The sequence below is a fragment of the Arthrobacter sp. HLT1-20 genome (assembly GCF_054510895.1).
In genome coordinates this window covers 78,091-101,615 of the sequence record NZ_JBTNDR010000001.1, presented here as the reverse complement: position 1 = coordinate 101,615, position 23,525 = coordinate 78,091, and the positions used below count along the sequence as shown (strand labels likewise).

Here is a 23,525-nt window from a genome sequence, read left to right as displayed (position 1 = left end):
AACGAAGTTCTTGCTGTGTGTGGCTCACCACGGAATGGTGCCATCGGTGATGTTGGCCCGCAGGCCACCCACCCAATCAATTTCGGCTCGCAGCAGATGCTGTTGGTACCCAACATCGATCCAATACTTTCTAGCCACGCCCCTCGATGTGGCTAGGGCGGCGTCGGCGTTGAGGACAGCAAGGCCGGCTTCCAGCGCTGTGAGGCGTGTTTGAAGAAGTTCAAGCACGACGCCGGGAGGCAGGTTGTGTGCCTCCCCCAAGGCCTGTGGGAAACAGGGATACTCGTTGACCGGTGTTGACAGAAGTTCCTTGATGCGGCTCTCCAACGCTTTCTTCCCCTGGGGAAGTACGGCGTAGGTGGTCCGTTCCGGTCGGTTGCCATCCCGGTCTGTGCCGGTGGGCTCCACCATGCCGGCAGCCGCCAGGCGGCCCACCGTGTGATAGAGCGTGCCCGGGCGGATCTTCACCAGGCGGTCCTCGTGGCGCTGCATGAGCAGTTGGTACATCTCGTAGGGGTGCATGGGACGCTCAACCAGCAGCCCCAAGGCTGCTACTCCCAGTGGTGTCAAAGGGGTTTCCCGCACCATGTCCACTATCCTTCCGCCCAGATATTCCACATGAAGTATTCCAGGTGGACTATCTGGATGCAATGGTCCCCATCCGTGAAGTGGATCTCAATTAACGCGGTGCGCGCAGGAAGCCGGTTTGCCGGCCAACGACTTGGCCGGCGTCGGTGGCTACGATGATCTCCTGGCTGGCAGGGTACTTCTCGCCGTCGTCGTCGACCATCAGGACAGCGTCAGGATCCACGGTGCGCTTGATGAGCGCCAGCGCAATGGGGCCCATTTCAAAGTGCTGTGCCACGGACGTAACCCGGCCCACCGCGCGGTCCTCCAGGAAAACTTCACTGCCGGGAGCAGGCAAGGTGTGCAAGGAACCGTCAAGCTGCAGGAACACCAGGCGTCGCGGCGGGTGGCCCAAATTGTGGACCCGGGCCACTGTTTCCTGTCCCTTGTAGCAGCCCTTGGACAGGTGCACGGCCGTGCGCATCAGATCGAGCTCGTGCGGAATGGACTTCTCATCGGTTTCAGCGCCCCGGCGCGGACGCCAGGCAGCCAGACGAAGAGCCTCGGCAGCCCACACGCCAGCGAGGGGCCGCTGGCCCACGGCCGCCTCCAGCTCGGCGGCTGGAACAAGGTATTCACGCCAGGGGCGCTCCAGACCGGGGTGCTGGTCCTCGGCAACGGTGGCGTAGCTGTACCCGCCCACGGCAAGGTGCGGCCACGGATCAACCCAGACCAGGAATTTGTCCCAGTCGGGCACCTCGGTAACCGAGCCGAGCACGGCCCAGTCGGCGGAAACGTCAGTGATTTCCACGCGCAGCATGAACTTCATGGAGTTGAGCCACTGCGCCAGCGGTTCCGCCTCGGCGGTTTCCACCACCAGCCAAGTTATCTGGCCGTCGTCCACAACGCGGGCGTCGTACTCGATGCGCCCTTGGACCGTAAGGAGCAACAGCTCCGTGCCAGTGTTGGGTTGCAGATTGGTCAGCTGCTGGGACGACAGGGTGTTGAGCCAGCTCAGCCTGTCCGGTCCGGACACGCTCACCACGCCCCTGTGGGAAAGGTCCACCACAGCACTGCCGGCTTTGCCCAGATACCCGGCCAACAGGCGCTGCTCACGGTTGGGATCCCCATAGTGGGCGGCCACACCTGCATCAAGGCCGCCAGCCTGCACGGCACCTGATCGGTTCAACAAAGGACTCAAATAGCTCATAACGGGTGCAACGCCTTCTAGTAGTGACCTATTCCGCGGGAGCGCAGGCACAAGAACCCGGCCCTGTGGTGTTAGGGCGTGACTTTTTTCAGGGCTGCTGATGCGTGGGCGTCGAGGGATTTGCCGTTGGCGGCCACATCCCAGCGCCAGTACAGATCGCCGTTGACCAGGCCGAAGATGCGCGTGGCGGCGGTGTAGTCCTTGGCCCCTGCGCCGCGCATGACGGCGTCGGTGGACAGTTGGATTTGGGGGCCCTTGATGGCGCCGTAGTACAGCTCGGAGATGCCGCCGGGGTGGACGATGTTGACCATGATGTCGAAGCCATCATCGGCGTTGCGCAAGGCTTCGACGTCGTCGGCCGTTCGCAACGCGGGCACAATGTCCGCGGGGATGAGGCCGGGGCCGCCGTCGGCGTCGTTCAAGGTCCGGTCCAGCTGCCAGAAGCCTGTCTCGACGGACAGGGGACGCAAAACGGTCCCCTCCTCGTCGGTGAGCCAGGACTCCGCCGTGTACTGCAAATACGGCAGGCCGTTGGCCTTGAAGGTGACTGTTTGGGCGAAGTATTCAGAATCTTCCTCGCCTGAACCAAGGCGGCCAGCGCCGGTCCAGGTGCCAAGCAGCCAGGAAAGTGGCACCAACTCCGGGATTAGATCCGAGGGGATTTCAATAGGCATGGCGAACTACTGCTGGCCCTTGAAAAGGCGCCACACCACCAAACCCGCAAACCAGGCCATGGCCACGCCGGCCAACGCCAAAAGGCAAATGAAGAAAATTTCCAAGGCAAGTACGCTCATGATGCCATCCTACAATGTTCTTGACTGCGGATATTGACAGTGAATATTGACAGTGGGCACGGCGACTCTAGGACAAGAGCATTTTTTCCACGAAATACACCAGTGCACCCATCGACAATACGGGTGCCAGTGCTGCGGCGACTGAACCGATGCTGAGCTTCTGATGGCCGGTAAGTGTCCGCAACCGCCGGAAGGCCGCCACGATGGCCGCCACCAGCACGCCCAGAACAACGGCGGGCACAATGCGCACATCGGAGAACATGAGCGCCGCCAGTGGGCCCGCCAACGCGGCCAGCACAATGGCCAACGGCGCCACCACCCTGTCCGGCCACGGCAGCATGCCGACCATGAGCGCCACGGCGGTGCTGATGGCAACGATGAGCGTCATGCCCGGTTCACCCAGGAACCTGAACGAGGCCACCCAGCCGCAGGCGAATCCCGCCACGAGCACGCCAGCCCCGGAACCCAGGGTGGATTCCAGCCGGTGCTTTTGGCCTGTGCCGCGAATCAGCTGCACCACCATGATGGCGCCGAATCCTATGGCGATGAAGATGGGTGTCCACACCAGGTAGTCGACGCCGCTGGTGAATCCCGCCGTCAGCGCCGCCACCGACCCGGTCAGGGCGATGACGGTGCCCAGGGTTTTCTTGGCCGGGATCCCCAGGTAGTGCGGCCAGCCGTAGCCGAACACGGCGGCCAACGCGATACTGACTCCCACGGCATAGCCAAGCCCCAGATAGTGCCCCGCCACCAGCAGTGCTAGGGCAACGATTCCAATAAGACCGGCTGTAGATGACTTCACACATCAATCCTGCCCTATTCTGCCGGTACACTGTGGAACAACCCTGTGGCGGAGGCGTTTAGTTTTTCCCGCACACCCCATCAGGGGCTTGTCAGTGGTTCGTCGCTCAAAGATGCGCATTCACAGCACTTTGTTAGGAAGACATGTCGCAGATTCTATTGCTGACCAACAACCACGGTTCCTCCGTGGATGTTTTGCCTGCGCTGGAACTTTTGAGCCACCACGTGCACATTCTGCCCGCCGTGCCTACCGCCCTGTTGGATGCCAAGCCGTCGGACCTGATCATGGTCGATGCCCGAAAAGACCTTGTTGGCTCCCGCTCCCTGACCCAGCTCCTGCGCGCCACGGGAATCAGTGTGCCCCTACTGCTGATTCTGACCGAAGGCGGCATGGCCGCCGTGACCGCGTCATGGGCTGCCGACGACGTCATCCTGGAATCCGCCGGGCCGGCAGAAGTGGAGGCCCGGATCCGCCTGGCGTTGACCCGTGCCGCGAGCGCCGAGGATGGCACCCACCAGGAAATCCAGGCCGCCGGGATTGTCATTGACGAGGACAGCTACACGGCCCGCGTTCACGGCACGGCGTTGAACCTGACCTACAAGGAATTTGAACTGCTGAAGTACCTTGCCCAGCACCCCGGACGGGTGTTCACCCGGGCCCAGCTGCTCAATGAGGTGTGGGGCTACGACTACTACGGAGGTACCCGCACGGTGGACGTCCACGTCCGGCGCCTGCGAGCAAAGCTCGGCTCGGAAAATGAGAGCCTGATCAGCACCGTTCGCAACGTTGGGTACCGGCTCACGGTTTCACGCCTGCCCGACGGCAACATGGCTGACGTTTAGCGCCTGGTCGCCAACCTCGTTGCCGCATGGCACACAACGCAGAAGGCCCGCAGCAAACGCTGCGGACCTTCTGCGTATTTGGTGGAGGACATACGGGTCGAACGTATCGAGGACACCCCACTGGTGCATCCCCCCAGACAAACTGCAAGCTGTGTTGGGTTGCCCCATCTTGCTGCCCTCAAACTGTATGCCACCTCCTTGCCCACATGCAAACCAGCACAACCGGGCGTGGCGCCTTGGCGCGTTGCCGGGCAACCCCTGACGGCGAACTATTCATGGGCAGTCTCGCGTTAGCTGCGGCAGGCCTACTAGGCTGTGCTTATGAGCCCCGCAAAGACTGACAGCTGGCCAGTGACCGTAATCGCAGGCGCCCCCGCCCCTGAGATTCTGCGCGAGATCCAGACGGTGATTGACGCGGCTGAAGATGCCGACGGCAACCCGCCCTTCTCGGAGCAAACACTGGTGGAACTTAAATCCACCCAGGCGGGCCCGCACAGCGTTCTCACCCTGCTGACCTACGCCCCGGAAGACGCCTCACCCTCTGTGGGCGAGGACCTGGCCGGTGTGGCCATTGTGGTCCTTGACGGCAACGAAGGCGTATTGGAGCTTGTGGTCCACCCCGCCTACCGGAACGACGGCGTGGGCGCCATGTTGGCCGACAAGCTGGTGGAAGTCCGCGGCCTCCATGGCATCAAGGCCTGGTCCCACGGCGACCATGAGGCGGCGGCCGATCTTGCCGCCAGCTACGGCTACCGCGCCATCCGCGAACTGTGGCGCATGCGTTTGGTCCGCCAGGCCCCGCAAACCTCACAGCCCCACGCGCCAAGGCTCGAGGACTACCCGGCCCCCCACGGCGTGACCCTGCGGACCTTCGTACCCAACCAGGACGAGGACGCGTGGCTGGCTGCCAATGCGGCGGCCTTTGCCCACCACCCGGAGCAGGGCTCCTTGACCCGCGCCGATCTGCAGGCCCGCATGGACGAGCCGTGGTTTGATCCGGCCGGGTTCTTCCTGGCCGTCAATGGGGACGATGAGATTCTGGGCTTCCACTGGACTAAAATCCACCCGGCACGCTCGGGCCAGGCGGCCATCGGCGAGGTCTACGTGGTGGGGGTGACCCCGGCAGCCCAGGGACTGGGTCTCGGCAAGACCCTCACCAGGGCCGGCATGGACCACCTGCAAAACGCGGGGCTGCGAGCCATCATGCTGTACGTTGACGCCGACAATGAGGCTGCGGTGGCGCTGTACCGCAAACTGGGATTCACCAAGTGGGACTCCTCTGTGATGTACGGGCCCATGTCCTCCTGATCCGTGCACGGGAAATTTTCCCGTGCCATGGCCCAAACTTGTAATGTTGTTTCAAAGCATCACCAACTATGAGGACTTGTCGATGAAGCGCGAATACAAGGGATCCGTGAACACCAGGGCATCCAACGGCCAGGAACGGTTCTTTTCGGGTGAAGTGCCGGCCTCACGGGCCACCCAGGACAGGATCGAGATCCCGGATTTTGAGCCCACGCTCATTCCGGAGGGCGACATCAGCCCCGACAGGTTCCTGGACAGGGAACTGAGCTGGCTGGCCTTCAACGCCCGCGTGCTGGAACTTGCCGAGGACCCGGATCTGCATCTGCTGGAGCGGGTCAACTTCCTGTCCATTTTTGCCTCCAACCTGGATGAGTTCTTCATGGTGCGGGTGGCCGGCCTGAAACGCCGCATTGCCACCGGACTGGCGGTGCCCTCCCCCGCCGGGCTCAGCCCCCTGGAGGTTCTGGAGCAGATCAGCGACGCCGCACATGAGCTGCAGGCCCGGCATGCGCACGTTTTTGCCAGCCAGATCCGCCCGGCCCTGGCCTACGAGCACATTCACCTGGTCCATTGGGAAGAACTTGACGACCCGTCCAAGGTGCAGCTTTCCAAGATGTTTGCCGAGAAGATGTTCCCCATCCTCACCCCCCTGGCAGTGGATCCGGCTCACCCCTTCCCGTACATTTCCGGCCTGTCCCTGAACCTGGCCGTGGTGGTCCGCAACCCTGTCAGCGACAAGGAGCTCTTTGCCCGCGTCAAGGTGCCGGACTTGCTGCCGCGCCTTGTCTCGGTGGACGGGCCGCGCGCCGGCACCGTGCCGGGGCGTGTTGCCCGGTTCATCCCGTTGGAAGAGGTCATCGCCGAGCACCTGGACCAGCTGTTCCCCGGCATGGAAATTGTGGAGCACCACTCCTTCCGGGTGACCCGCAACGAGGACCTTGAGGTTGAAGAGGACGACGCCGAGAACCTTCTGCAGGCGCTGGAAAAGGAACTGCTGCGGCGCAAATTTGGTCCGCCCGTGCGCCTTGAAGTCGCCACTGACATCAACCCCAGCATCTTGGCGTTGCTGGTGCGTGAGCTCGATGTGCAGGACACCGAGGTTTATTCGCTGCCGGCACCCCTGGATCTGCGCGGCTTGTCCATCATTGGCAACATTGACCGGCCGGATCTGCGCTACCCAAAGCATGTGGCCCACACCTCCCGCGACCTGAACGCCTCGGAAACGTCCAAGGCGGCCAACGTCTTTGCCGCCATGCGCCGTCGTGACATCTTGTTGCACCACCCCTACGATTCCTTCTCCACCTCGGTGCAGGCATTCCTTGAACAGGCTGCCGCCGATCCGAAGGTTCGCGCCATCAAGCAGACCCTGTACAGGACATCCGGCGACTCCCCCATTGTGGATGCCCTGGTGGATGCTGCCGAGGCCGGCAAACAGGTTTTGGCACTCGTGGAAATCAAGGCCCGTTTTGACGAGCAGGCCAACATTTCCTGGGCCCGCAAGCTGGAGCAGGCAGGCGTGCACGTGGTGTACGGCATTGTGGGCCTGAAAACCCACTGCAAGCTTTCCCTGGTGGTCCGCCAGGAACAAGATGGTTTGCGCCGCTACTGCCACATCGGCACGGGCAACTACCACCCCCGCACGGCCAGGTACTACGAGGACCTGGGCCTGCTCACGGCGGACAACCAGGTGGGCGAGGACCTGTCCAAGCTGTTCAACCAGCTCTCCGGCTACGCCCCCAAAACCACTTTTGACAGGCTGCTGGTGGCACCGCGTTCGGTGCGGTCTGGCCTGATCGAGCGCATTGACGCCGAGATCGCCAACAAGAAGGCCGGCCTGCCCGCCCAGGTGCGCATCAAGGTCAACTCCATGGTGGATGAGGCCATCATCGACTCCCTCTACCGCGCGTCGCAGGCGGGTGTGGACGTTGGCGTGATTGTGCGCGGCATCTGCTCGCTGCGCCCGGGCGTTCCGGGCCTGAGCGAAAACATCACCGTCCGCTCGGTGCTGGGCCGCTTCCTGGAACATTCACGCGTCTTCACCTTTGCCAACGCCGGGGACCCCATGGTCTACATTGGCTCGGCCGACATGATGCACCGCAACCTTGACCGCCGCGTTGAGGCACTGGTGCGGCTCTCCAACCGGGAGGACATTGCAGAGGTGCACTCACTCCTGACCCGCTACCTGGACTCCGGAACTGCCAGCTGGCACCTGGAAAACGACGGCGAATGGAAGCGACACCACCTCGACAGTGACGGCAAGCCCCTCCTCGACATCCAGTCGTGGCTGCTTGCCAGCCGTTCACGCCAGCACTCAACACTGCACCGGTAATGCGCAGCACCGAACACCTCGAGGACCTGGTGGTTGAGGGCACCGACGTCTCCATCTATGCCGCCGGCGCGCTGTGCTGGCGGGTGAAGAAGAAAAAACTGGAAGTTCTGCTCATCCACAGGCAGCGCTACGACGACTGGTCCTGGCCCAAGGGAAAATTGGACAAGGGCGAAACCCTGCCCGAATGCGCTGTGCGTGAAGTGTTTGAGGAGGTGGGCCTGCCCATCACCTTGGGCATTCCGCTGTCCTCCATCCGCTATGCCGTCAAACCCGGCAACAAGGAAGTCCACTACTGGGCCGCACCCGTGGATGACATGCCACCGATCCCTGACGGCAAAGAGGTGGACGCAGTTGCTTGGTGCAGCCCCAACAAGGCGCGCGGGCTGCTGTCCAACCCTTCCGACGTGGAGCCGTTGGAAGCATTGGTGGCTGCCCATGAGGCCAGCGCACTGGAAACGTGGCCGCTGCTGATAGTCCGGCATGCCAAGGCCAAGCCGCGGGCCGCATGGACGCGGGCCGAGGGCGAACGCCCTTTGGCTGCAACCGGCAAGCGCCAGGCCCTGTACCTGCAGCGCCTGCTGATGTCGTGGCATCCGGGCAAGGTCTACACCAGCGGCTGGATGCGGTGCATTGCCACCATTTCCCCCTATGCACAGGCCACCAAGGCCAAGGTCCGGGTGGTGCCGTGGTTGACGGAGGCTGACCACAAGCGGCATCCAGGCAAGGCCGGCTCGGTGATTGAAAAGTTGCTGACCCGGTCCAGTGCCGCCGCCGTATGTACGCACCGCCCCGTCATGCCAACAGTTCTGGCAACCCTGGCCGGGCACATGTCCAAGGATCTTGCCCAAAGGCTTCCCATCCTTGACCCGCATCTGTCCCCCGGAGAAGTCCTGGTGGCCCATGTTTCGGTTGCCGATCCTGGCCGGATTGTGGCGCTGGAGCAGCACAAGCCCTACGAGGACTAGCGACCCATCCGGCCCAAGTTGTAGCAAATCGACATAATCTTCCCCATTAACGTCCTGAGGTACGTAACATTGGAGCGAATAAGGGATTTCGCTTGCCAACGTCGCCGTAAAGGATATATAGCATGCCGTCACTCGATTCACTGCCAGTATTGGACTTCTCCCGGCTCAGTGCCGGCCCAGAGGAAGCCGCCGCGTTTCGCAGTGAGCTGCGGGACGCCATGCATGAGGTGGGGTTCCTATACCTGGCCGGCCATGGGGTGCCTCAAGAACTCACGGACGCCATGCTCTCGGTGTCCCGCCGGTTCTTCGAACTGCCCGAGGAAGTCAAGCTTGCCGTGGAGAACATCCACAGCCCCCAGTTCCGCGGCTACACCCGCATGGGCGGCGAACTCACCGACGGGGGCGTGGATTGGCGCGAGCAGATTGACATCGGCGTGGAGCGCGACGCCGTGGCGCCCGGCCCCGGGGTGGCTGACTATTGGCGTCTGGAGGGTCCCAACCTGTGGCCCGAGGGGCTGCCGGAGATGCGCGCCGTCGTTTCCGAATGGACCAACCGGCTCAGTGCCATCTCGCTGGAACTGTTGCGGGCCCTGGCCCTCTCACTGGGGGCACCCGAGGACACCTTTGATGCGGCGTTCGCAGCTCAGGCGTTCCCTGTGCTCAAGATTGTGCGCTATCCGGGCGAATCCAACCCGGAGCCCGTGCAGGGCGTCGGTTCCCACCGCGACGGCGGTGTGCTGACACTCCTGCTCGTCGAGCCGGAAAAGGGTGGTCTTCAGGTGGACTATCAGGGCAAATGGATCGACGCGCCGCAGGTGCCCGGAACCTTTGTGGTCAACATTGGCGAGATGCTTGAGTTGGCAACGAACGGCTACCTCAAGGCCACCTTGCACCGGGTCATCTCACCTCTGCGCGGCACCGACAGGATCTCCCTGCCGTTCTTTTTCAACCCGGCCCTGGACGCAACCATGCCCCAGCTCGCCGTCAGCCCGGAATTTCAGGCCAAGGCCCGGGGGTTGTCCGCGGACCCGGGCAACAGCCCCATCCTTCAGACCTACGGTGACAACGCCCTCCGCTACCGGCTCCGCGCCCACCCCAACGTTGTTGCCGCCCAGCATGCGGATTTGTTGTCCCAATAGCCTCACCGTTTCGCCGACTGCCTGACTGGGCGGTCCGTGCCCTTCTTTCCAACCCAATCTTTGTACCGTACGCTTGATACAAAGACGTTGGGGGAACGATCGTGTTTGGAATCAACTGGATGGAAGCGCTGATCCTTGCAGGGACGGTGGGGGTTGTTGCCACCGTTGCAACGTACTTGGCGCTGCGGCTATTTGTATGGAACCAGGCGGCGGCAAAGTCGCTGGAGCACATCCGCAATCATGCCCTGTGGACTGGCATCATTGCGTGGGTGCTGAGCAGCCTGGCCGGTGCTGCCCAGGCAGGGATTTACGATCCGGACCAAGTACAAGACAATCCTTGGTCGACCGTGCCGTGGATTGCCCTCATGGCCCCGGCGGTGGCCGTTGTTGGCGTCCACGCGATTGGACAGGCCTCGTGGCCGGCACCAAAATCGGCCAGGCGGGTGGCCGTCCTTGAATACCGCAGGATCCGCGACTACGTCCAGCCGGCACTCGGCTGCACGGTTCTTGGCGTCTTTGCCGTGACGGCCGCGACGCTCCCGTTCCTGTTTTTTGCTCCAGAATTCATCTCTGCCAAAGGCGTCGTTCTTGGAGAAACGGGCCAATCAATCTTGACCCGGCACGGCAGGGTTCCCGGATACGTGCTGGCAACCGCACTGACAGCAGCACTGGCCATCCTTGTGGCGGGCACGCTGCTCGTCATGCGGCTGATCGCATCGCGCCGTTCCTTGGAGGCCTTGTCTCCCGAGCAAAACACAACCTTGCGGGTTATTGGCATGAACCGGCTGCTGCGGGTGTCCGCCACGGTGGCGTCGGGCTTGGCCGCGATTGCCCGAAACTACCTCTCCCAGCCCGCGCCGGGTTCAGACACCACCTCATGGGTGAATTGGCTGGGCATCTTCAACGGGCTCGTATTAATCGCCATGCTGCTGTGGAAGCCGCCATTCCTTGACACTCCCACTGACGACGCCGGATACAACACCTTGTCTGGCGTCAAGACTTCCACGCGGCTTGACTCCGATGATGGTCCAGCCGCGGCAAAACTAACAGACGCGGCCGTTGCCGCAGTTCTGCCAGCCGCGATTGTTGGCGGGGCGCTGGGCTATGCCCTTCGACACTGGCTTGGGCCCATGGGTGTGGTGGCCATGCCAGCGCTTTTCATCCTGCTCACCTATGCGGCCGTGGAATTTCTGCTGCGACGCAACTACGCCACCCCGGGACCGCCCCGCACCAAACTCGGGGTGTGGCTCCCCTGGCCGATGTACATCTCCTTTGTGGTGGCGGCTGTTGGGCTTGCCCTGGCGCTGATCAACGCCTACGCCGTTGCGACGTCCGGCGGACGCAATACCTGGGATGGTTTGCCCACCCCCAAGGCCATGTATCTGGTCCCTTGCATCGTTTCGCTGGTCATCTTGGCCGCTGGCCTTGTCGCCGCGCGATTTGTCCTTGTCCGCCCCGGGATGGGTAATGCCTCCCTATCCCTTGACAGGACACTGCGCCGCCGTTCCCTGTTCCGTGTGGCCCGCACGGTCACCGGCGCTTGGTACGCGATTCTCGGCATGCTCTTGGTCATGGTTCCTGTGGCGCCGGACCCCAACCCGCTGGCGCCCCACTTTGAATCCGGCATTTTCGGCGCCGGGTGCCTCGTCTTTGCGGCCCTTGTGGTTTTCTATCCCCTGCGGCGCCTGGGCCCCGTCGATTTCACACCCCAGGCCACTGCGGAGCACCCCGCCACAGCCACGTTGAACAAGTAGCGTCGAGTGGAAGCGCGCATAGTCATTGACCTGGGGACGGCCACCCCACCGTACGAACAGGTGCAGACCCAAATAGCCTCGCTCATTGCTGTGGGCGAACTTCGCGCCAACACCCGCCTGCCCACTGTTCGCAGCCTGGCCGCAGATCTGGGAGTTGCTGCGGGCACCGTGGCCCGTGCTTACAAGGAGCTGGAGGCCGCCGGACTGGTCACCACCAACCGCCGGCAGGGCACGGTAGTTGCGGTGTCCAACCCGGCTGGACCCCCAACTGAGCCGGAAACCCCCACGGAGGTGATGGCCGCCGTCGAGCATCTCCTGGAGGCAGGCACTCATGCCGGCCTGGACGGTAAGACGTTGATCTCACTGGTGCAGGGGCGTCTGAACCAGCGCGGCAAGTAGACTTGTGGGCGTGACTATCCAGACCCCTTACGAAGACATGCTGCGCGACGTGCTGGCCAACGGCACAGCGAAGTCGGACCGCACCGGAACCGGCACGCGGAGCGTTTTTGGCCGCCAGCTGCGCTTTGACCTGAGTGAAAGCTTCCCGCTGATCACCACCAAGCGCGTGCATTTCAAGTCCGTGGCCATGGAACTGTTGTGGTTCCTGCGCGGCGACTCAAACGTGGCGTGGTTGCAGGAAAATGGTGTCAAGATCTGGAATGAATGGGCTGACGACGCCGGCGAACTGGGTCCCGTCTATGGCGTCCAGTGGCGCTCCTGGCCCACCCCGGACGGCGAGCACATCGACCAGATCAGCCAGGTCATGGAGTCGTTGGCGGACAATCCGGACTCCCGCAGGCATATTGTGTCCGCCTGGAACGTGGGTGAGCTGAAAAACATGGCGCTGCCGCCGTGCCACGCCTTCTTCCAGTTCTATGTTGCCCCCACCGAGGACGGCCGCGGAAAGCTCAGCTGCCAGCTGTACCAGCGCTCCGCCGACACCTTCCTGGGCGTGCCCTTCAACATTGCCTCCTATGCGCTGCTGACCATGATGGTGGCGCAGCAGTTGGACATGGAGCCGGGTGAGTTCATCTGGACCGGCGGGGACGTGCACATCTACGACGACCACCTGGAGCAGGTTGCCGAGCAGCTCTCCCGCGAGCCGTACCCGTACCCGCAGCTACGTTTCACGCGCAAGCCGGAGTCAATTTTCGACTACTCCTTTGACGATTTCGAGCTGGTCAACTACCAGCACCACCCCACGATTAAGGCGCCGATCGCTGTATGAGTGAGTCACCCTCCATCCCCACTTTTTACCGTTTCAGCCAGCCCATTGTTGGCATGATCTGGGCGCAAACAAACGGTGGTGTCATTGGCGCCGACGGCGGCATGCCCTGGCATCTGCCGGAGGATCTGGCCCACTTCAAGCGGGTAACACAGGGCCATCCGGTTGTCATGGGCCGCAAGACCTGGGATTCCTTCCCGGACAAGTTCCGCCCCCTGCCCCAGCGCACCAACATTGTGGTGACCCGCCAGCAGGGGTGGGGTTCCACGCCCGAGGCGAGTGGCGCCGTCGTGCTCGATTCGTTGGAGGAAGCCCTCGTCGAAGCCCAGTTCTCGCCCGGCGGCGACGAAGTGTGGGTCATTGGCGGCGGGCAGATCTTTGAGCAGGCCATGGAGCACTGCAACGTTGCGGTGGTTACTGTCATCAACTCGGACGTTTCCGGGGACACGCAGGCGCCGGGACTGGGCCACGAATGGTCCTTCCGCGGCGCCTCCCCGCTGGAGGGCTGGCACACGGCCAAGAACGGCACCGAGTACCGAATTACCCTGTGGGCCAGGGGCGACACCGAGTTCCAGGCGGAATAGTCGGCCGATGGGGAGTCCGCCCCATCGCGGCAAAATTCCGCCGCCACTAAGCTCAAAGTGAACTTGCTTTTGTCCCCGAGCCTTCCGGAGTAGCCATGTCTGAAATGTTGGGCGCTGATGTTGCAGAACTCCGCGCACTGGCCAAGGAATTCTCTGGCAAAGCCCAATCCCTCACCCAGGCGCAGCGGCTGATCGACGGCGCCGTGAACCAGCTGCCGCGCTACTGGCAGGGCCCGGACGCACAGCGCTTCGCTTCGCGGTGGCGCGGCCAGCACCGCGGCATCCTTTCCCGCACCGCCACCATGCTCGACGAGACAGCCCAGCAGCTCAAGATCAATGCCACTGAGCAGGAACAGGCAAGCTCGGTTGCCAGTTTGAGCGGACCATCCGGTGTCCCCTCTGGCAACAAAGGTGATGGCGGCGACAAGCCGTTCTGGGAATATGACCCCAACGGGAATTGGTTTGACAACTACGTCAAACGCCCCTGGGACATCTACAAGTTTGTTCCGGACACCCTGACGACAGCCCGGAACATCGCCTTCACCGGCGACCTCCTGCTCCACGCCAAGGACTTGAAGGCCGCCTGGGGAACACCGGGCGCCGTTTCCGCGTTCCTGGACACCCGCTGGTTCAACATGGGACCCACCACCAAGTTCCTCAACAACGGCGCAGAACTGCTGCAGAGCGGGAAGTTCGCCGAATCCCTGGCCACCAGCCCCGGAATGGCCAGCGCCCTGAAGGGGCTCGGAACGGGCCTCGGGTGGGCCGGCGTAGGCATTGACGCGGTGTCGGGGATTAATAAGATGGCCCATGGCAATTTCATCGGCGAAGGATACAGGGACGGTGACCTCGGCGGCAACATCAAGGCTGCCACGGATTCCGGCGCCGCAGACTTGGTCAGGGCAGGGATCGGGGCCGCAGCCTTGATACCGGGGCCGCAACAACCCTTTGCGATCGTGGCGGCCGGGGCAATAGCCATCTACGACAATTGGGACAAGATCGAAGCCGGAGCCCAATGGCTGGGTGAGAACGGTCCCAAAGCAATTGAGGCAGCGAACGACTTCGCGAATGACACTGCCAAAAATACAGTTGATGCAGTCAGTGATGTTGTGAAAGACCCCGGCAAGCTGCTGCCATGGAACTGGTGACCGAACATATGAGAAAATCCGCTGGACCAATTGAGGGAGACCTAGCATGACCGTTGATGAATCCATGGGCGGATTTGGCATCGCCGAAATCCAGTACATGTTGTCCCGCTTCCAAAACCAGGCGGCCGCTGTTGGCGCCGCCACCCTTCAGGCCGAGTATCCTGCCGAGAACAAGGACATGCTGCTTGCCGGCGCTTCGTCCCTCCTTGCCCGCGGCCTCTTGGTTGCAGAAGACGGCGAGACCATGTCGCCCAAGGGCCTGGCCGCCGCCACGATCTATGCGATGGGCAATTCAACCCGCTGGGTGTCGGTGGCCTTCACGTCCCCCGACCAAGGAGCAGGCGTTGTTTACTTCCTCAACGGTGAAGTAAACCTCATGATGCAGGGCCGCGGCTTGGGCGGCTGGTACGCCTCGGCACAACAGGCCGATGCGGATTTGGCAGCCGGCTGGCTGGACATGGCCAGGCTGTTTGCCAGTGACAATCAGAAAGCCGCCATGATCTTCACCTGCACGGATGAACAAGGCAATCTAAGCAATGTTGCGATGCGGACCTGCCCCGGCGGATGGGAAATGGCCTCCGGGACAGGGGCCGCACCAACAGTCCAAATTCCCGGCGTCTTCAGCGATGAGCAAGCCCGCACACTACTGACTGAGAAACTGCTGGGACACCAGAAAAACCAATGACAAATACGCAGCAGGACAGCCAACCGGAACCGTACGAACCCCACCACAACAACCTCATCCGTGACCGCAAAAGGATGCGGAGCCAGTACGGCCCCCACGCCTACACGCGCGGCATGTACGTCAACGGATCCCAGACGCCACTCAAACCCAAGAACATCCGCATTCAGAGCTCCATCCCCATCGTCTTTGCCGTGGGGTTCATTGGCTGCGGCATCTGGTTCCTGGTGGCAAGCCAGTACCCTGTGGGCGGCCCCGTCATGTTCGGGGCGGCCGCGTTCATGCTTTTGCTCAGTTGGATCGGTTTCAGGACAGCACGGCTGCGCGAAAAATGGGAACACGAAAACCCTGATCGCGCCAAGAACATCACATACTGATGTTGGACCAACTGATGATGGACCAAGCCACGGCATGGCACCTGCAGGCCGTTTCGGTCGGCCCGAACGCCGAGGGGCTGCTGAAGAAGCTCTCCGGGCTGCGGGAGCTGGTCTTGCCATGAGCAAGAAAACCGTCGGAGCACACCAAGCCCCTCCGGGCCAGCACGGATCCCGGCCAGCACAGAAACGCGGCAAGGGGTTCTACAAATCTGAGGTGGAACGTGAGGCCTTCCGCCAGGGCATGACAGTGGAGGAATACGGCGTGTACAAGGGCTCGGTGGGCAGTGCTGTCAAACCCGTCACCAGCGCCGGCGGGCTGCTGGCCATCTCACTGATAATCTCAGCAATCTACGCGTTCTGCATTGCATTTTTTGTGATCCACTGGATTCAGGCCGGACACCAGGAAGCGCTGAAGAACACCATTCCGCTGCTGCTGTCCGGCATCTTCGTTCCTTGGAGCTGGGTCTACTTTGCCCGCGAACACAGGGCCGAGAAACTGCGCAAGGCCCGTGGCATCACCTTGATCCGCCCGGAGTAGGCGCCTTGCCCGTGGTGGATGCGGGGCATGCCCCTGGTTGCGCCACGGCCGCAGCGTCGCGCGTTGGTGCGGAACGGCGTCGTACTTGTTCGCTTGGTGAAACGAACTACAGCCAATTGGCCCCGCACCACTAAACTGGGCTTCATGACCAATAACAGTATTCCTTCCGTCGGCCTGGTTGGCTGGCGCGGCATGGTCGGTTCCGTTCTGTTGCAGCGCATGCAGGACGAAGGCGACTTCGGCGATATCAACCCCGTCTTCTTCTCCACCTCCAACGCCGGCGGCAGCGCCCCCGCGATTGCAGGCTCCGGCGACGCCGGCAAGCTCGAAGACGCCTTTGATATTGATACTTTGGCCAAACTTCCCATTATTGTCACAGCCCAGGGCGGGGACTACACCAAGCGCGTCCACACCGAGCTGCGCGGCCGCGGCTGGGACGGGCTGTGGCTCGACGCCGCCTCAACCCTGCGCATGAATGACGACTCCATCATTGTGCTGGACCCCATCAACCGCGGCGTCATCGACGAAAGTCTGGCTTCTGGTGTGCGCGACTATGTGGGCGGCAACTGCACCGTCTCCTGCATGCTCATGGGCCTGGGCGGATTGTTCAAGAACGGCCTGGTCGAGTGGGGCACCTCCATGACCTACCAGGCTGCCTCCGGCGGCGGCGCCCGCCACATGCGCGAGCTCCTGAACCAGTTCGGCACGCTGAACTCCGTGGTGTCCAGTGAACTGGACAACCCGGCATCCGCGATTCTGGAAATTGACCGCAAGGTCCTGGCCCACCAGCGCGACGGCGTTGACTCCTCGCAGTTCGGCGTGCCGCTGGCCGGTTCACTGATCCCCTGGATCGACGCCGATCTGGGCAACGGCCAGTCCAAGGAAGAGTGGAAGGCAGGTGTTGAGACCAACAAGATCCTGGGCACTTCCGCTACCAACCGCGTGATCATGGATGGCCTGTGCGTGCGCATCGGCGCCATGCGCTCGCACTCTCAGGCCCTGACGCTCAAGCTCCGCGAGGACCTCTCAGTGGCGGAGATCGAGTCCCTGCTGGCCGCCGACAACGAGTGGGCCAAGGTGGTGCCCAACACCAAGGAAGCTTCCATGGCCGATCTGACCCCCGTGGCCGCCTCCGGCACGCTGGAAGTCCCCGTGGGCCGCATTCGCAAGATGGAGATGGGCCCGGAATACATCAGCGCGTTCACTGTGGGCGACCAGCTCCTCTGGGGTGCCGCCGAGCCGCTGCGCCGCATGTTGAAGATCGCCACCGGCACGCTGTAACCTCCTCCTCCCAACTGAGACGCGGTTGTTGCTATAAATCACGCGATTTTTAGCAACAACCGCGTCTCAGTTGGGGGTTAGGAAACGCTTGTAGTTGGCCGCGGACTTTTCCAGGGCTCGGTTCTGGTTTGGGCTCAGCTCGCCAAACAGTTCCGGAAGCACGACGCCGGCCAGTTCCCTTTGCTTCTCCGCCGCCCCTTGCGCCTTGCGCCAGGTTCCGGTCACCTGTCCGCCGTGGATGACAGTGGCCTTGAAGACGCCGTTGCCACCGGGCACCGTCAGCGGGGCGTGCTCCGGAGCCAGTGCGGCGCTGCGGTCCGTGTACCCCAGCAAATACTCATCAAAGCCCGGCAACAGTATCAGCGACCGCGCCCCGGGTACCGTGCCGCCGAGCAGCTGCGCCGTTTCCGGCGCCAGCCAGTAGCTGACGCCCTCGCATTCCACGCTGGTCAGCTGATCTTTGACGTGGTCAAGTCCCGTGGTGATGTCCTTGAGCGTGAGCTTGGCCCACCATTGAAAGTCCTTGATGGTTGCCGGGCCGTGGCTACTGAAGTAGCGCAGCGCCAGTTCGGCCAGGGCCTGTTCGCGGTTCAGGGTACGCGGGTTCTTGATCCACTCTTCCGAGCTGACAAAGAATTGGGAGTTGCCGTTCCCCGCCTCAGTGTTGATGGGGCCCTGCACCAGGGTTCCTTGGAGGCAGAGCAGAAACAGCAGATGGTAGCCGCGCTGGGCCTTTGTGCCCTGGCCGGCCCGCTCGAAGGCGGCAAACAGCTCATCCCGCGTCACCCGGCCGCCCGTCTGCCCCAACAGCGTCAAGGCGAGCTCGCGCACCTTCTCCACATCCGGCGCAGCGATGTCCAGCTGGCGGTGGCGTGTGGCCAGGCTCCTCTCCATGCGCTCGGCTGTGAGGGACAGTATCCAGCCCAAATCCTCGGCCAGCGTCACGTGCAGCGTGCCCCGCATGGGCCAGGACCGAACCAGTTCGCCGCTGTTGAACGCTGCTTCCACCGTGGCGCGTGTGCTCCACGGTGCGCGCAGGCCAATGGACCACAGCGCGCCCGGAAAGTCCTGCCCCTGAAGGGCTGCCAGTGAACGCACAACGTCCACCGGCCCCGGGCTGGGACTGGTGGACGTTGGCAGGATGCCCTGGGCCGCAAGGCGCAGCCGGGCCAAGACGGTGGGTGTGACGCGGGGGTTCATGCCCCCAATCTATCCCCCCACAGAACTGACCCGCAGAAAACGCCGAAAAATCAACAATTTTGGTCAATTTTCGGCGTTTTCTGCGGGCCAGTTGGCGGGTCCACGGGGACTCGCCACGAGCTTGCGAGTGGTGGGAGCAGCTGGGGATTAGCGGGCGGTGCGCATGTTTGCCGTGATGGGGCACTCGAACGGATCGCGCTGGCCCAGGCCTACACGGTTCAGGTAACGCATCACGATCATGTACGACTGGCCCAGGGTGGTCTCGGTGTACGTGATGTTCCGCTCGGCGCAGTACTCGCGCACCATGGGCTGGACGGCCCTGAGGTTTCGGGAGGACATGGTCGGGAACAAGTGGTGCTCAATCTGGTAGTTCAGTCCGCCCATAGCCACGTCAACCCACTTGCCGCCGGTGATGTTGCGGCTCATGAGGGTCTGGCGGCGCATGAAGTCAATCTTGACGTCCTTGGGTACCAGCGGCATGCCCTTGTGGTTCGGGGCGAAGGAACCGCCCATGTACAGGCCCAGTGCCATGATCTGCACGACGATGAACGCCAGGCCGATCGCCCAACCCAGGTACCAGATGGTAAAGGCCGGCAGCAGCACGAGGCGGACGAACAGCAAAGCGATCTCGGCCTTGCGTTCGGGCACGATCTGCTTGCGGTCCAGGACACGGCCCAGAGCCGAGATGTGCAGATCCAGTGCGGCAAGAGTCAGCAGCGGGAAGAAGAAATAGCCCTGGCGGCGGGCGAACCACTTGGCAAAGCCCTTGCGCTTGGCAGCGTTCTCGGGGTCGAAGACCAGGGCGCCGGGGTCAATGTCGCCGTCGACGCCGATCTTGTTCGGGTTCAGGTGGTGCTTACCATGCTTGTTCATCCACCAGCCGTAGCTCAGGCCAACAAACAGGTTGCCGGCAATGCGGGCCAGCCACGCGTTCTTCTTGGCCGAGGCAAAGACCTGGCGGTGGGCGGCGTCGTGCGAGACGAACGCGGTTTGAGTGCACATGAAAGCGAAAAGTACGGCCGTGACAAGCTGCCACCAGCTCTGCCCCAACGTCAGGAACAAGGCAAAAACGGCCAGGTAGCCAATGCTCTGGCGGATAATCCGGATCACGTACCACTTGATGTCGCGCTCCATGTAGCCGGCGGCGCGAACCTGCTCGGTCAGCTGGATGAAGTCGGTGACGTGGCGGTCCCGTGCCGGGCGCTTCTTGGTTGTCGTGGGGAGAGTTTCGCTCTCGTCCAAGACATCCGGGCTATCAAGTGTTGCCGACGACATGGGTACTCCTCGTGCCGGGCTTCGCAAATGGAAGCACCAAGCTAATAGAAAGGACAGATCTTTCCATTAACACTATGAAAACCTGCGCCGGTGCACATCACACCCGGGAGCCGTCTTGACCCCCTACCCGGGTATGGGGTGGTGCCGGGGACGGGCGCGGTGGTGCGGGCGTGGCTACAGCGAGCAGCCCACCAACACCGGTTCCGGCACCAGCGTGATCCCAAATGTACGGACGACGCCGTCCCGAACCTCCCGGGCCACCACCAGGATGTCCTCGGCACGGGCACCACCACGGTTGGTGATGGCGAGGGTGTGCTTGGTGGAGAGGGAGGCGCGAGGCGGCGTCCCGGCGTCGTCCGTCTGGGAGGTGGCGGGCACCTCACCCAACAGTCCGTAGCCCTTGGCGAACCCGGCGTGTTCAATGAGCCACGCTGCACTGAGCTTGACCAGATCACCGGCAGGCCAACGCGGCGCATCGGCGGGGAGCGTGGCGGCCACCTCAGCGGAAACGATGGGGTTGGTGAAGAAGGAACCGGTGGAAAAGGTGTCGCGGTCGGCGGGGTCCAGGACCATGCCCTTGGAGGCGCGCAGGGCCAGCACGGCACGGCGGACGTCCAGGGAATTTGCCCGCTGGCCAATCTCAACTCCCAGCGTGCGGGCCAGTTCCGCGTACTTGATGGGCGCGCTCATCCGCCCCAGCAGGAGCTGGAATTCCACGCTGAGCACCACGTAGCGCGGCGATCCGTTGACGGTTGTGGCCTTGAGCAGGGATTCCCGGTAGCCAAACTTCAGCTCCGAGCTGGTGAAGGTGTGGACAGCGTTCTTCTCCCGGTCCCAGGTCCGCACGGCGGCAATGGTCAAGGAGACGTCGCAGCCATAGGCGCCCACGTTTTGCACGGGTGTGGCGCCGGCACTGCCCGGAATGCCGGAGAGCGCCTCCAGCCCACTCCAGGCATGCAGCACGCTCTGGTGAACAAAGTCATCCCAGTCGTGGCCTGCCTGGACCACAACGGAGGCACCGCCACAGGAATCCTGCGAATCAACTGTGTAGCCGCTGCTGGCGATCTTCACCACGGTGCCGGCAAAACCGTCATCGGAGATGAGCAGGTTGGAGCCGCCGCCCAGGATCAGGAGCTGCTCACCGGCGCCGTCCGCTGCCTTGACGGCCGCAATGATTTCCGCCTCGGTGGTGGCCACAACATAGTTCTTGGCGGGGCCGCCCACGTGCAACGTTGTCAGGGAACTTAGTAACTTTTGCTCATTCACAATTCAACATTAGCCGCACTGCGCCCATTGCCTGCGTTCTCCAAATACTTTGGCTTGCGCACCACGGGGGTCAGGAAGAACGCCACCACCAGTAGGCCCAGGACCGCCAGCAGCGAGTGCAGCACGCCCACATGCTCAGCCAGCAGGCCCAGGAGCGGCGGACCGCCCAGGAACGCGCCATATCCCACGGTGGAAACCACCGACACGCGGGCCGCGGCGTGCTCCGGGTCATCCGAGGCAGCCGACATCGCCACGGGGAAGCCCAAGGCCGAGCCCAGACCCCACAGGACCAGCGCGCCCAAAGCTATTTCCGCCGAGGGGGCAAACACAAACAGGCCCAAACCCACCACGGCCAGCGCCGCACCCACCCGCAGCACAATGACGCGGCCGTACTTATCCAGCAGCACCGTTCCGGCGAAGCGGCCAATGGTCATGGCTGAAACGAAGATGCCGTAGCCAATGGCGCCGATGGAGTCCTTTGTGCCGTAGCCGTCCACCATGGCAAGCGCCACCCAGTCACCGGCTGCGCCTTCGGCCAGGCCCAGCCCCAGCACCAAGGCGCCGAGCATCAAGGTGCGCGGATCCCGCCAGGCGGCGGCAATTTTGGCCTTGCCATCGCGTTTTGCTGCAGCGGCCACCTTGGCTTCGTCTTTGGTGGGGCTCTTGGGGCTGGAGTTCTTGGCCCCGACGATGGGGATGGGGCCCGTGCCCGGAACCGCGCCGGAGTCACCGAGGTCAACCATGGCGGCCGTGGAATTGAGCTTGTCTGCCTGGTAATGGCCGGCACCAATGAACACGGCAATGCAGACGGCCACGGCAACCACTGACAGATGAATCGCCACCGGCAGGTGAATGGCAGCCGCCAAGGCGCCCAGACCGGCACCCACCACCGTGCCAATGCTGAAGGATCCGTGGAGCCGGGGCATGATGTGCCGCCCCAGTGCCCGTTCAACGGCGGCCCCTTCAATGTTTGAAGAGGTGTTCCAACTGCCAGTGCCAAGTCCCACAATCACCAGGCCCGTGCCCACCACAAAGGTGTCCGCAAACACGGTGGCCCCCAGGCCCATGATGATGACGCCGATGGCTTGGATGATGCTGCCCAGCCGTGACGTCAGTTTGGAGCCAAGCCGCAGCACCACCAGGCCGGAGGCCGCCACCGAGACAAACGAGCCCAGGGACATGCACAGCAGCATCAGCCCCACCTGTCCCGCGCTCAGGCCAAGATCGTCGCGGATGGCGGGAATGCGTGAAACCCAGGTGGCAAAGACCAGCCCGGAGCCGGCGTACGCGGTGATGACACCGTTGCGCCAGGCGGTAACTTCACTCACGCCAAGCGGACCGTGGCTTGTGCCTTGACCAAAACTTTTTGACCGTCCAAAGTGACGGTCAGGTCGATCCGGGCCGTTCCGGCGTCGGAATCCAACGCACCAACAACGCCCGTCACGGCCACAACGGCCCCCGGCTCACCATCAAGGTCGGCGACGGGGACGGGCTTGGTGAAGCGTGTTCCATAGGATACGACGGCGGCGGGGTTGCCCACCCAGTCGGTCACCAACTGTACGGCGGCACCCATGGTGAACATGCCGTGCGCAATGACACCGGGCAGTTCCACCTCACGGGCAAAGCGCTCGTTCCAGTGGATCGGGTTGAAGTCACCGGACGCGCCAGCATACTTAATGAGGTCGGCGCGGGAGATCTCGATGACGCGTGCGCCGATCTCGGTCCCAACGCTCAAATCTGCAATGTTCAATGATGCTGTAGTCATTACTGTCCCTCCCCGCGAACCAAGATGGCTGACACTGTGGTGGCCACTGCCTCGCCGGCCACTGTGGAAATTTCTGCGCGGGTGGTGATCATGGCGCCACCACCCATTCCGCGAACGGCGTCAACGTGGAGTTCAGCAACCAGTTCATCCCCGGCCACAATGGCCCGGTGGTGCGTGAAGCGCTGTTCTGCATGGACCACGCGGGAGAAGTCGATCCCGGAATCGGCGTCGTTGATCAACAGGGCGTCTGCCCGCTGTGCCACAATGATGGCGTAGGTGGGCGGGGCCACCAGGTCCGCATGGCCCAATTCCTGGGCTGCAGCAACCTCAAAATGGGCTGTATGGGTGGCCTTGACCGCACGGGCAAAGTCCCGAATTGATTCGCGGCCAACACTGTAAATTTCGCCTAAGCGGTAGCTGCGCCCCTGCAGCTCGGGATTGATACTCATGGGCTTAAGCGTATAGCCCGGCCATGCC

General features: G+C 62.9%; 25 protein-coding genes. 15 read left to right on the top strand and 10 right to left on the bottom strand.

From position 1 onward, the window contains the following. Positions 1-24 precede the first annotated feature (24 nt). The 4 genes from ACX80Q_RS00460 to ACX80Q_RS00445 all read right to left on the bottom strand — a co-directional run bounded on the left by ACX80Q_RS00460 (position 25) and on the right by ACX80Q_RS00445 (position 3,373). Positions 25-588, bottom strand: a complete 564-nt coding sequence (locus ACX80Q_RS00460; protein WP_459328569.1) for a PadR family transcriptional regulator — start codon at positions 586-588, stop codon at positions 25-27. Between the two features lie 91 nt (positions 589-679). Next, entirely contained in the window at positions 680-1,777 is a 1,098-nt protein-coding gene (gene ygfZ / locus ACX80Q_RS00455) for a CAF17-like 4Fe-4S cluster assembly/insertion protein YgfZ (protein ID WP_459328568.1), read from the bottom strand. Between the two features lie 71 nt (positions 1,778-1,848). Continuing rightward, complete coding sequence (locus ACX80Q_RS00450; RefSeq protein WP_459328567.1) at positions 1,849-2,451, bottom strand: nitrobindin family protein; 603 nt, start codon at positions 2,449-2,451, stop codon at positions 1,849-1,851. A 187-nt stretch (positions 2,452-2,638) separates the two neighbouring features. Next, positions 2,639-3,373 (bottom strand): permease, encoded by a 735-nt coding sequence (locus tag ACX80Q_RS00445; RefSeq protein ID WP_459328566.1) that lies wholly within the window; start codon positions 3,371-3,373, stop codon positions 2,639-2,641. Positions 3,374-3,516: 143 nt separating this feature from the next. On the opposite strand from ACX80Q_RS00445, the gene ACX80Q_RS00440 reads away from it, so the two are divergent. The 15 genes from ACX80Q_RS00440 to asd all read left to right on the top strand — a co-directional run bounded on the left by ACX80Q_RS00440 (position 3,517) and on the right by asd (position 17,542). Further along, positions 3,517-4,215 (top strand): winged helix-turn-helix transcriptional regulator, encoded by a 699-nt coding sequence (locus ACX80Q_RS00440; RefSeq protein ID WP_459328565.1) that lies wholly within the window; start codon positions 3,517-3,519, stop codon positions 4,213-4,215. Between the two features lie 321 nt (positions 4,216-4,536). After that, a complete protein-coding gene (gene mshD / locus ACX80Q_RS00435; protein ID WP_459328564.1) occupies positions 4,537-5,523 on the top strand; it encodes a mycothiol synthase in 987 nt (328 codons plus the stop codon). A gap of 82 nt (positions 5,524-5,605) precedes the next feature. Then, positions 5,606-7,849: an RNA degradosome polyphosphate kinase gene (locus ACX80Q_RS00430; RefSeq protein ID WP_459328712.1), complete on the top strand. Its 2,244-nt coding sequence runs from the start codon at positions 5,606-5,608 to the stop codon at positions 7,847-7,849. Beyond that, positions 7,849-8,814 carry an NUDIX hydrolase gene (locus ACX80Q_RS00425; RefSeq protein ID WP_459328563.1) on the top strand — a complete coding sequence of 322 codons (966 nt, stop codon included), beginning with the start codon at positions 7,849-7,851 and terminating at the stop codon, positions 8,812-8,814. Before ACX80Q_RS00430 ends, ACX80Q_RS00425 begins: the two co-directional genes overlap by 1 nt. Positions 8,815-8,936: 122 nt before the next feature. Next, positions 8,937-9,953 (top strand): isopenicillin N synthase family dioxygenase, encoded by a 1,017-nt coding sequence (locus tag ACX80Q_RS00420; RefSeq protein WP_459328562.1) that lies wholly within the window; start codon positions 8,937-8,939, stop codon positions 9,951-9,953. Between the two features lie 101 nt (positions 9,954-10,054). Next, positions 10,055-11,707: a hypothetical protein gene (locus tag ACX80Q_RS00415; protein WP_459328561.1), complete on the top strand. Its 1,653-nt coding sequence runs from the start codon at positions 10,055-10,057 to the stop codon at positions 11,705-11,707. A gap of 6 nt (positions 11,708-11,713) precedes the next feature. Then, positions 11,714-12,106, top strand: coding sequence for a GntR family transcriptional regulator (locus tag ACX80Q_RS00410; protein WP_459328560.1), 393 nt, complete (start codon positions 11,714-11,716; stop codon positions 12,104-12,106). Positions 12,107-12,116: 10 nt separating this feature from the next. Then, positions 12,117-12,935 carry a thymidylate synthase gene (locus ACX80Q_RS00405; protein WP_459328559.1) on the top strand — a complete coding sequence of 273 codons (819 nt, stop codon included), beginning with the start codon at positions 12,117-12,119 and terminating at the stop codon, positions 12,933-12,935. After that, positions 12,932-13,516, top strand: a complete 585-nt coding sequence (locus ACX80Q_RS00400) for a dihydrofolate reductase (protein ID WP_459328558.1) — start codon at positions 12,932-12,934, stop codon at positions 13,514-13,516. The genes ACX80Q_RS00405 and ACX80Q_RS00400 overlap by 4 nt, the downstream gene beginning before the upstream one ends. Positions 13,517-13,611: 95 nt before the next feature. After that, a complete protein-coding gene (locus ACX80Q_RS00395; protein WP_459328557.1) occupies positions 13,612-14,664 on the top strand; it encodes a WXG100 family type VII secretion target in 1,053 nt (350 codons plus the stop codon). Between the two features lie 46 nt (positions 14,665-14,710). Then, positions 14,711-15,349, top strand: a complete 639-nt coding sequence (locus tag ACX80Q_RS00390) for a hypothetical protein (protein ID WP_459328556.1) — start codon at positions 14,711-14,713, stop codon at positions 15,347-15,349. Then, the gene (locus tag ACX80Q_RS00385) at positions 15,346-15,723 is read left to right on the top strand and encodes a hypothetical protein (protein ID WP_459328555.1); all 378 of its coding nucleotides are present in this window, start codon (positions 15,346-15,348) and stop codon (positions 15,721-15,723) included. The genes ACX80Q_RS00390 and ACX80Q_RS00385 overlap by 4 nt, the downstream gene beginning before the upstream one ends. Further along, positions 15,723-15,845, top strand: a complete 123-nt coding sequence (locus ACX80Q_RS00380) for a hypothetical protein (protein ID WP_459328554.1) — start codon at positions 15,723-15,725, stop codon at positions 15,843-15,845. Before ACX80Q_RS00385 ends, ACX80Q_RS00380 begins: the two co-directional genes overlap by 1 nt. Next, positions 15,842-16,261, top strand: coding sequence for a hypothetical protein (locus tag ACX80Q_RS00375; protein WP_459328553.1), 420 nt, complete (start codon positions 15,842-15,844; stop codon positions 16,259-16,261). The genes ACX80Q_RS00380 and ACX80Q_RS00375 overlap by 4 nt, the downstream gene beginning before the upstream one ends. Before the next feature lie 144 nt (positions 16,262-16,405). Continuing rightward, positions 16,406-17,542, top strand: a complete 1,137-nt coding sequence (asd, locus tag ACX80Q_RS00370) for an aspartate-semialdehyde dehydrogenase (protein WP_459328552.1) — start codon at positions 16,406-16,408, stop codon at positions 17,540-17,542. A gap of 66 nt (positions 17,543-17,608) precedes the next feature. Here asd and ACX80Q_RS00365 read toward each other — a convergent pair whose 3' ends face one another. The 6 genes from ACX80Q_RS00365 to ACX80Q_RS00340 all read right to left on the bottom strand — a co-directional run bounded on the left by ACX80Q_RS00365 (position 17,609) and on the right by ACX80Q_RS00340 (position 23,497). Beyond that, complete coding sequence (locus ACX80Q_RS00365) at positions 17,609-18,742, bottom strand: winged helix DNA-binding domain-containing protein (protein ID WP_459328551.1); 1,134 nt, start codon at positions 18,740-18,742, stop codon at positions 17,609-17,611. Between the two features lie 147 nt (positions 18,743-18,889). Beyond that, on the bottom strand, positions 18,890-20,017 hold the full coding sequence (locus ACX80Q_RS00360; RefSeq protein WP_459328550.1) for a fatty acid desaturase family protein: 1,128 nt from the start codon (positions 20,015-20,017) through the stop codon (positions 18,890-18,892). Between the two features lie 174 nt (positions 20,018-20,191). Then, a complete protein-coding gene (locus ACX80Q_RS00355; protein WP_459328549.1) occupies positions 20,192-21,283 on the bottom strand; it encodes a UDP-N-acetylmuramate dehydrogenase in 1,092 nt (363 codons plus the stop codon). Beyond that, complete coding sequence (locus ACX80Q_RS00350) at positions 21,280-22,611, bottom strand: MFS transporter (RefSeq protein ID WP_459328548.1); 1,332 nt, start codon at positions 22,609-22,611, stop codon at positions 21,280-21,282. The genes ACX80Q_RS00355 and ACX80Q_RS00350 overlap by 4 nt, the downstream gene beginning before the upstream one ends. After that, positions 22,608-23,048 (bottom strand): MaoC family dehydratase, encoded by a 441-nt coding sequence (locus tag ACX80Q_RS00345; RefSeq protein WP_459328547.1) that lies wholly within the window; start codon positions 23,046-23,048, stop codon positions 22,608-22,610. Before ACX80Q_RS00345 ends, ACX80Q_RS00350 begins: the two co-directional genes overlap by 4 nt. Further along, positions 23,048-23,497: an FAS1-like dehydratase domain-containing protein gene (locus ACX80Q_RS00340; protein WP_459328546.1), complete on the bottom strand. Its 450-nt coding sequence runs from the start codon at positions 23,495-23,497 to the stop codon at positions 23,048-23,050. The genes ACX80Q_RS00345 and ACX80Q_RS00340 overlap by 1 nt, the downstream gene beginning before the upstream one ends. Positions 23,498-23,525: the final 28 nt, after the last annotated feature.

What these genes read in the sequence shown, in the direction of transcription:
- ACX80Q_RS00345 (WP_459328547.1), bottom strand. Translation starts at nt 23,048, where the DNA reads ATGACTACAGCATCATTGAACATTGCAGATTTGAGCGTTGGGACCGAG.
- ACX80Q_RS00400 (WP_459328558.1), top strand. Translation starts at nt 12,932, where the DNA reads ATGAGTGAGTCACCCTCCATCCCCACTTTTTACCGTTTCAGCCAGCCC.
- ACX80Q_RS00425 (WP_459328563.1), top strand. Translation starts at nt 7,849, where the DNA reads ATGCGCAGCACCGAACACCTCGAGGACCTGGTGGTTGAGGGCACCGAC.
- ACX80Q_RS00430 (WP_459328712.1), top strand. Translation starts at nt 5,606, where the DNA reads ATGAAGCGCGAATACAAGGGATCCGTGAACACCAGGGCATCCAACGGC.
- ACX80Q_RS00450 (WP_459328567.1), bottom strand. Translation starts at nt 2,451, where the DNA reads ATGCCTATTGAAATCCCCTCGGATCTAATCCCGGAGTTGGTGCCACTT.
- mshD (WP_459328564.1), top strand. Translation starts at nt 4,537, where the DNA reads ATGAGCCCCGCAAAGACTGACAGCTGGCCAGTGACCGTAATCGCAGGC.
- ACX80Q_RS00420 (WP_459328562.1), top strand. Translation starts at nt 8,937, where the DNA reads ATGCCGTCACTCGATTCACTGCCAGTATTGGACTTCTCCCGGCTCAGT.
- ACX80Q_RS00395 (WP_459328557.1), top strand. Translation starts at nt 13,612, where the DNA reads ATGTCTGAAATGTTGGGCGCTGATGTTGCAGAACTCCGCGCACTGGCC.
- ACX80Q_RS00380 (WP_459328554.1), top strand. Translation starts at nt 15,723, where the DNA reads ATGTTGGACCAACTGATGATGGACCAAGCCACGGCATGGCACCTGCAG.
- ACX80Q_RS00375 (WP_459328553.1), top strand. Translation starts at nt 15,842, where the DNA reads ATGAGCAAGAAAACCGTCGGAGCACACCAAGCCCCTCCGGGCCAGCAC.
- ACX80Q_RS00365 (WP_459328551.1), bottom strand. Translation starts at nt 18,742, where the DNA reads ATGAACCCCCGCGTCACACCCACCGTCTTGGCCCGGCTGCGCCTTGCG.
- ACX80Q_RS00440 (WP_459328565.1), top strand. Translation starts at nt 3,517, where the DNA reads ATGTCGCAGATTCTATTGCTGACCAACAACCACGGTTCCTCCGTGGAT.
- ACX80Q_RS00390 (WP_459328556.1), top strand. Translation starts at nt 14,711, where the DNA reads ATGACCGTTGATGAATCCATGGGCGGATTTGGCATCGCCGAAATCCAG.
- ACX80Q_RS00340 (WP_459328546.1), bottom strand. Translation starts at nt 23,497, where the DNA reads ATGAGTATCAATCCCGAGCTGCAGGGGCGCAGCTACCGCTTAGGCGAA.
- ygfZ (WP_459328568.1), bottom strand. Translation starts at nt 1,777, where the DNA reads ATGAGCTATTTGAGTCCTTTGTTGAACCGATCAGGTGCCGTGCAGGCT.
- ACX80Q_RS00385 (WP_459328555.1), top strand. Translation starts at nt 15,346, where the DNA reads ATGACAAATACGCAGCAGGACAGCCAACCGGAACCGTACGAACCCCAC.
- ACX80Q_RS00360 (WP_459328550.1), bottom strand. Translation starts at nt 20,017, where the DNA reads ATGTCGTCGGCAACACTTGATAGCCCGGATGTCTTGGACGAGAGCGAA.
- ACX80Q_RS00460 (WP_459328569.1), bottom strand. Translation starts at nt 588, where the DNA reads ATGGTGCGGGAAACCCCTTTGACACCACTGGGAGTAGCAGCCTTGGGG.
- asd (WP_459328552.1), top strand. Translation starts at nt 16,406, where the DNA reads ATGACCAATAACAGTATTCCTTCCGTCGGCCTGGTTGGCTGGCGCGGC.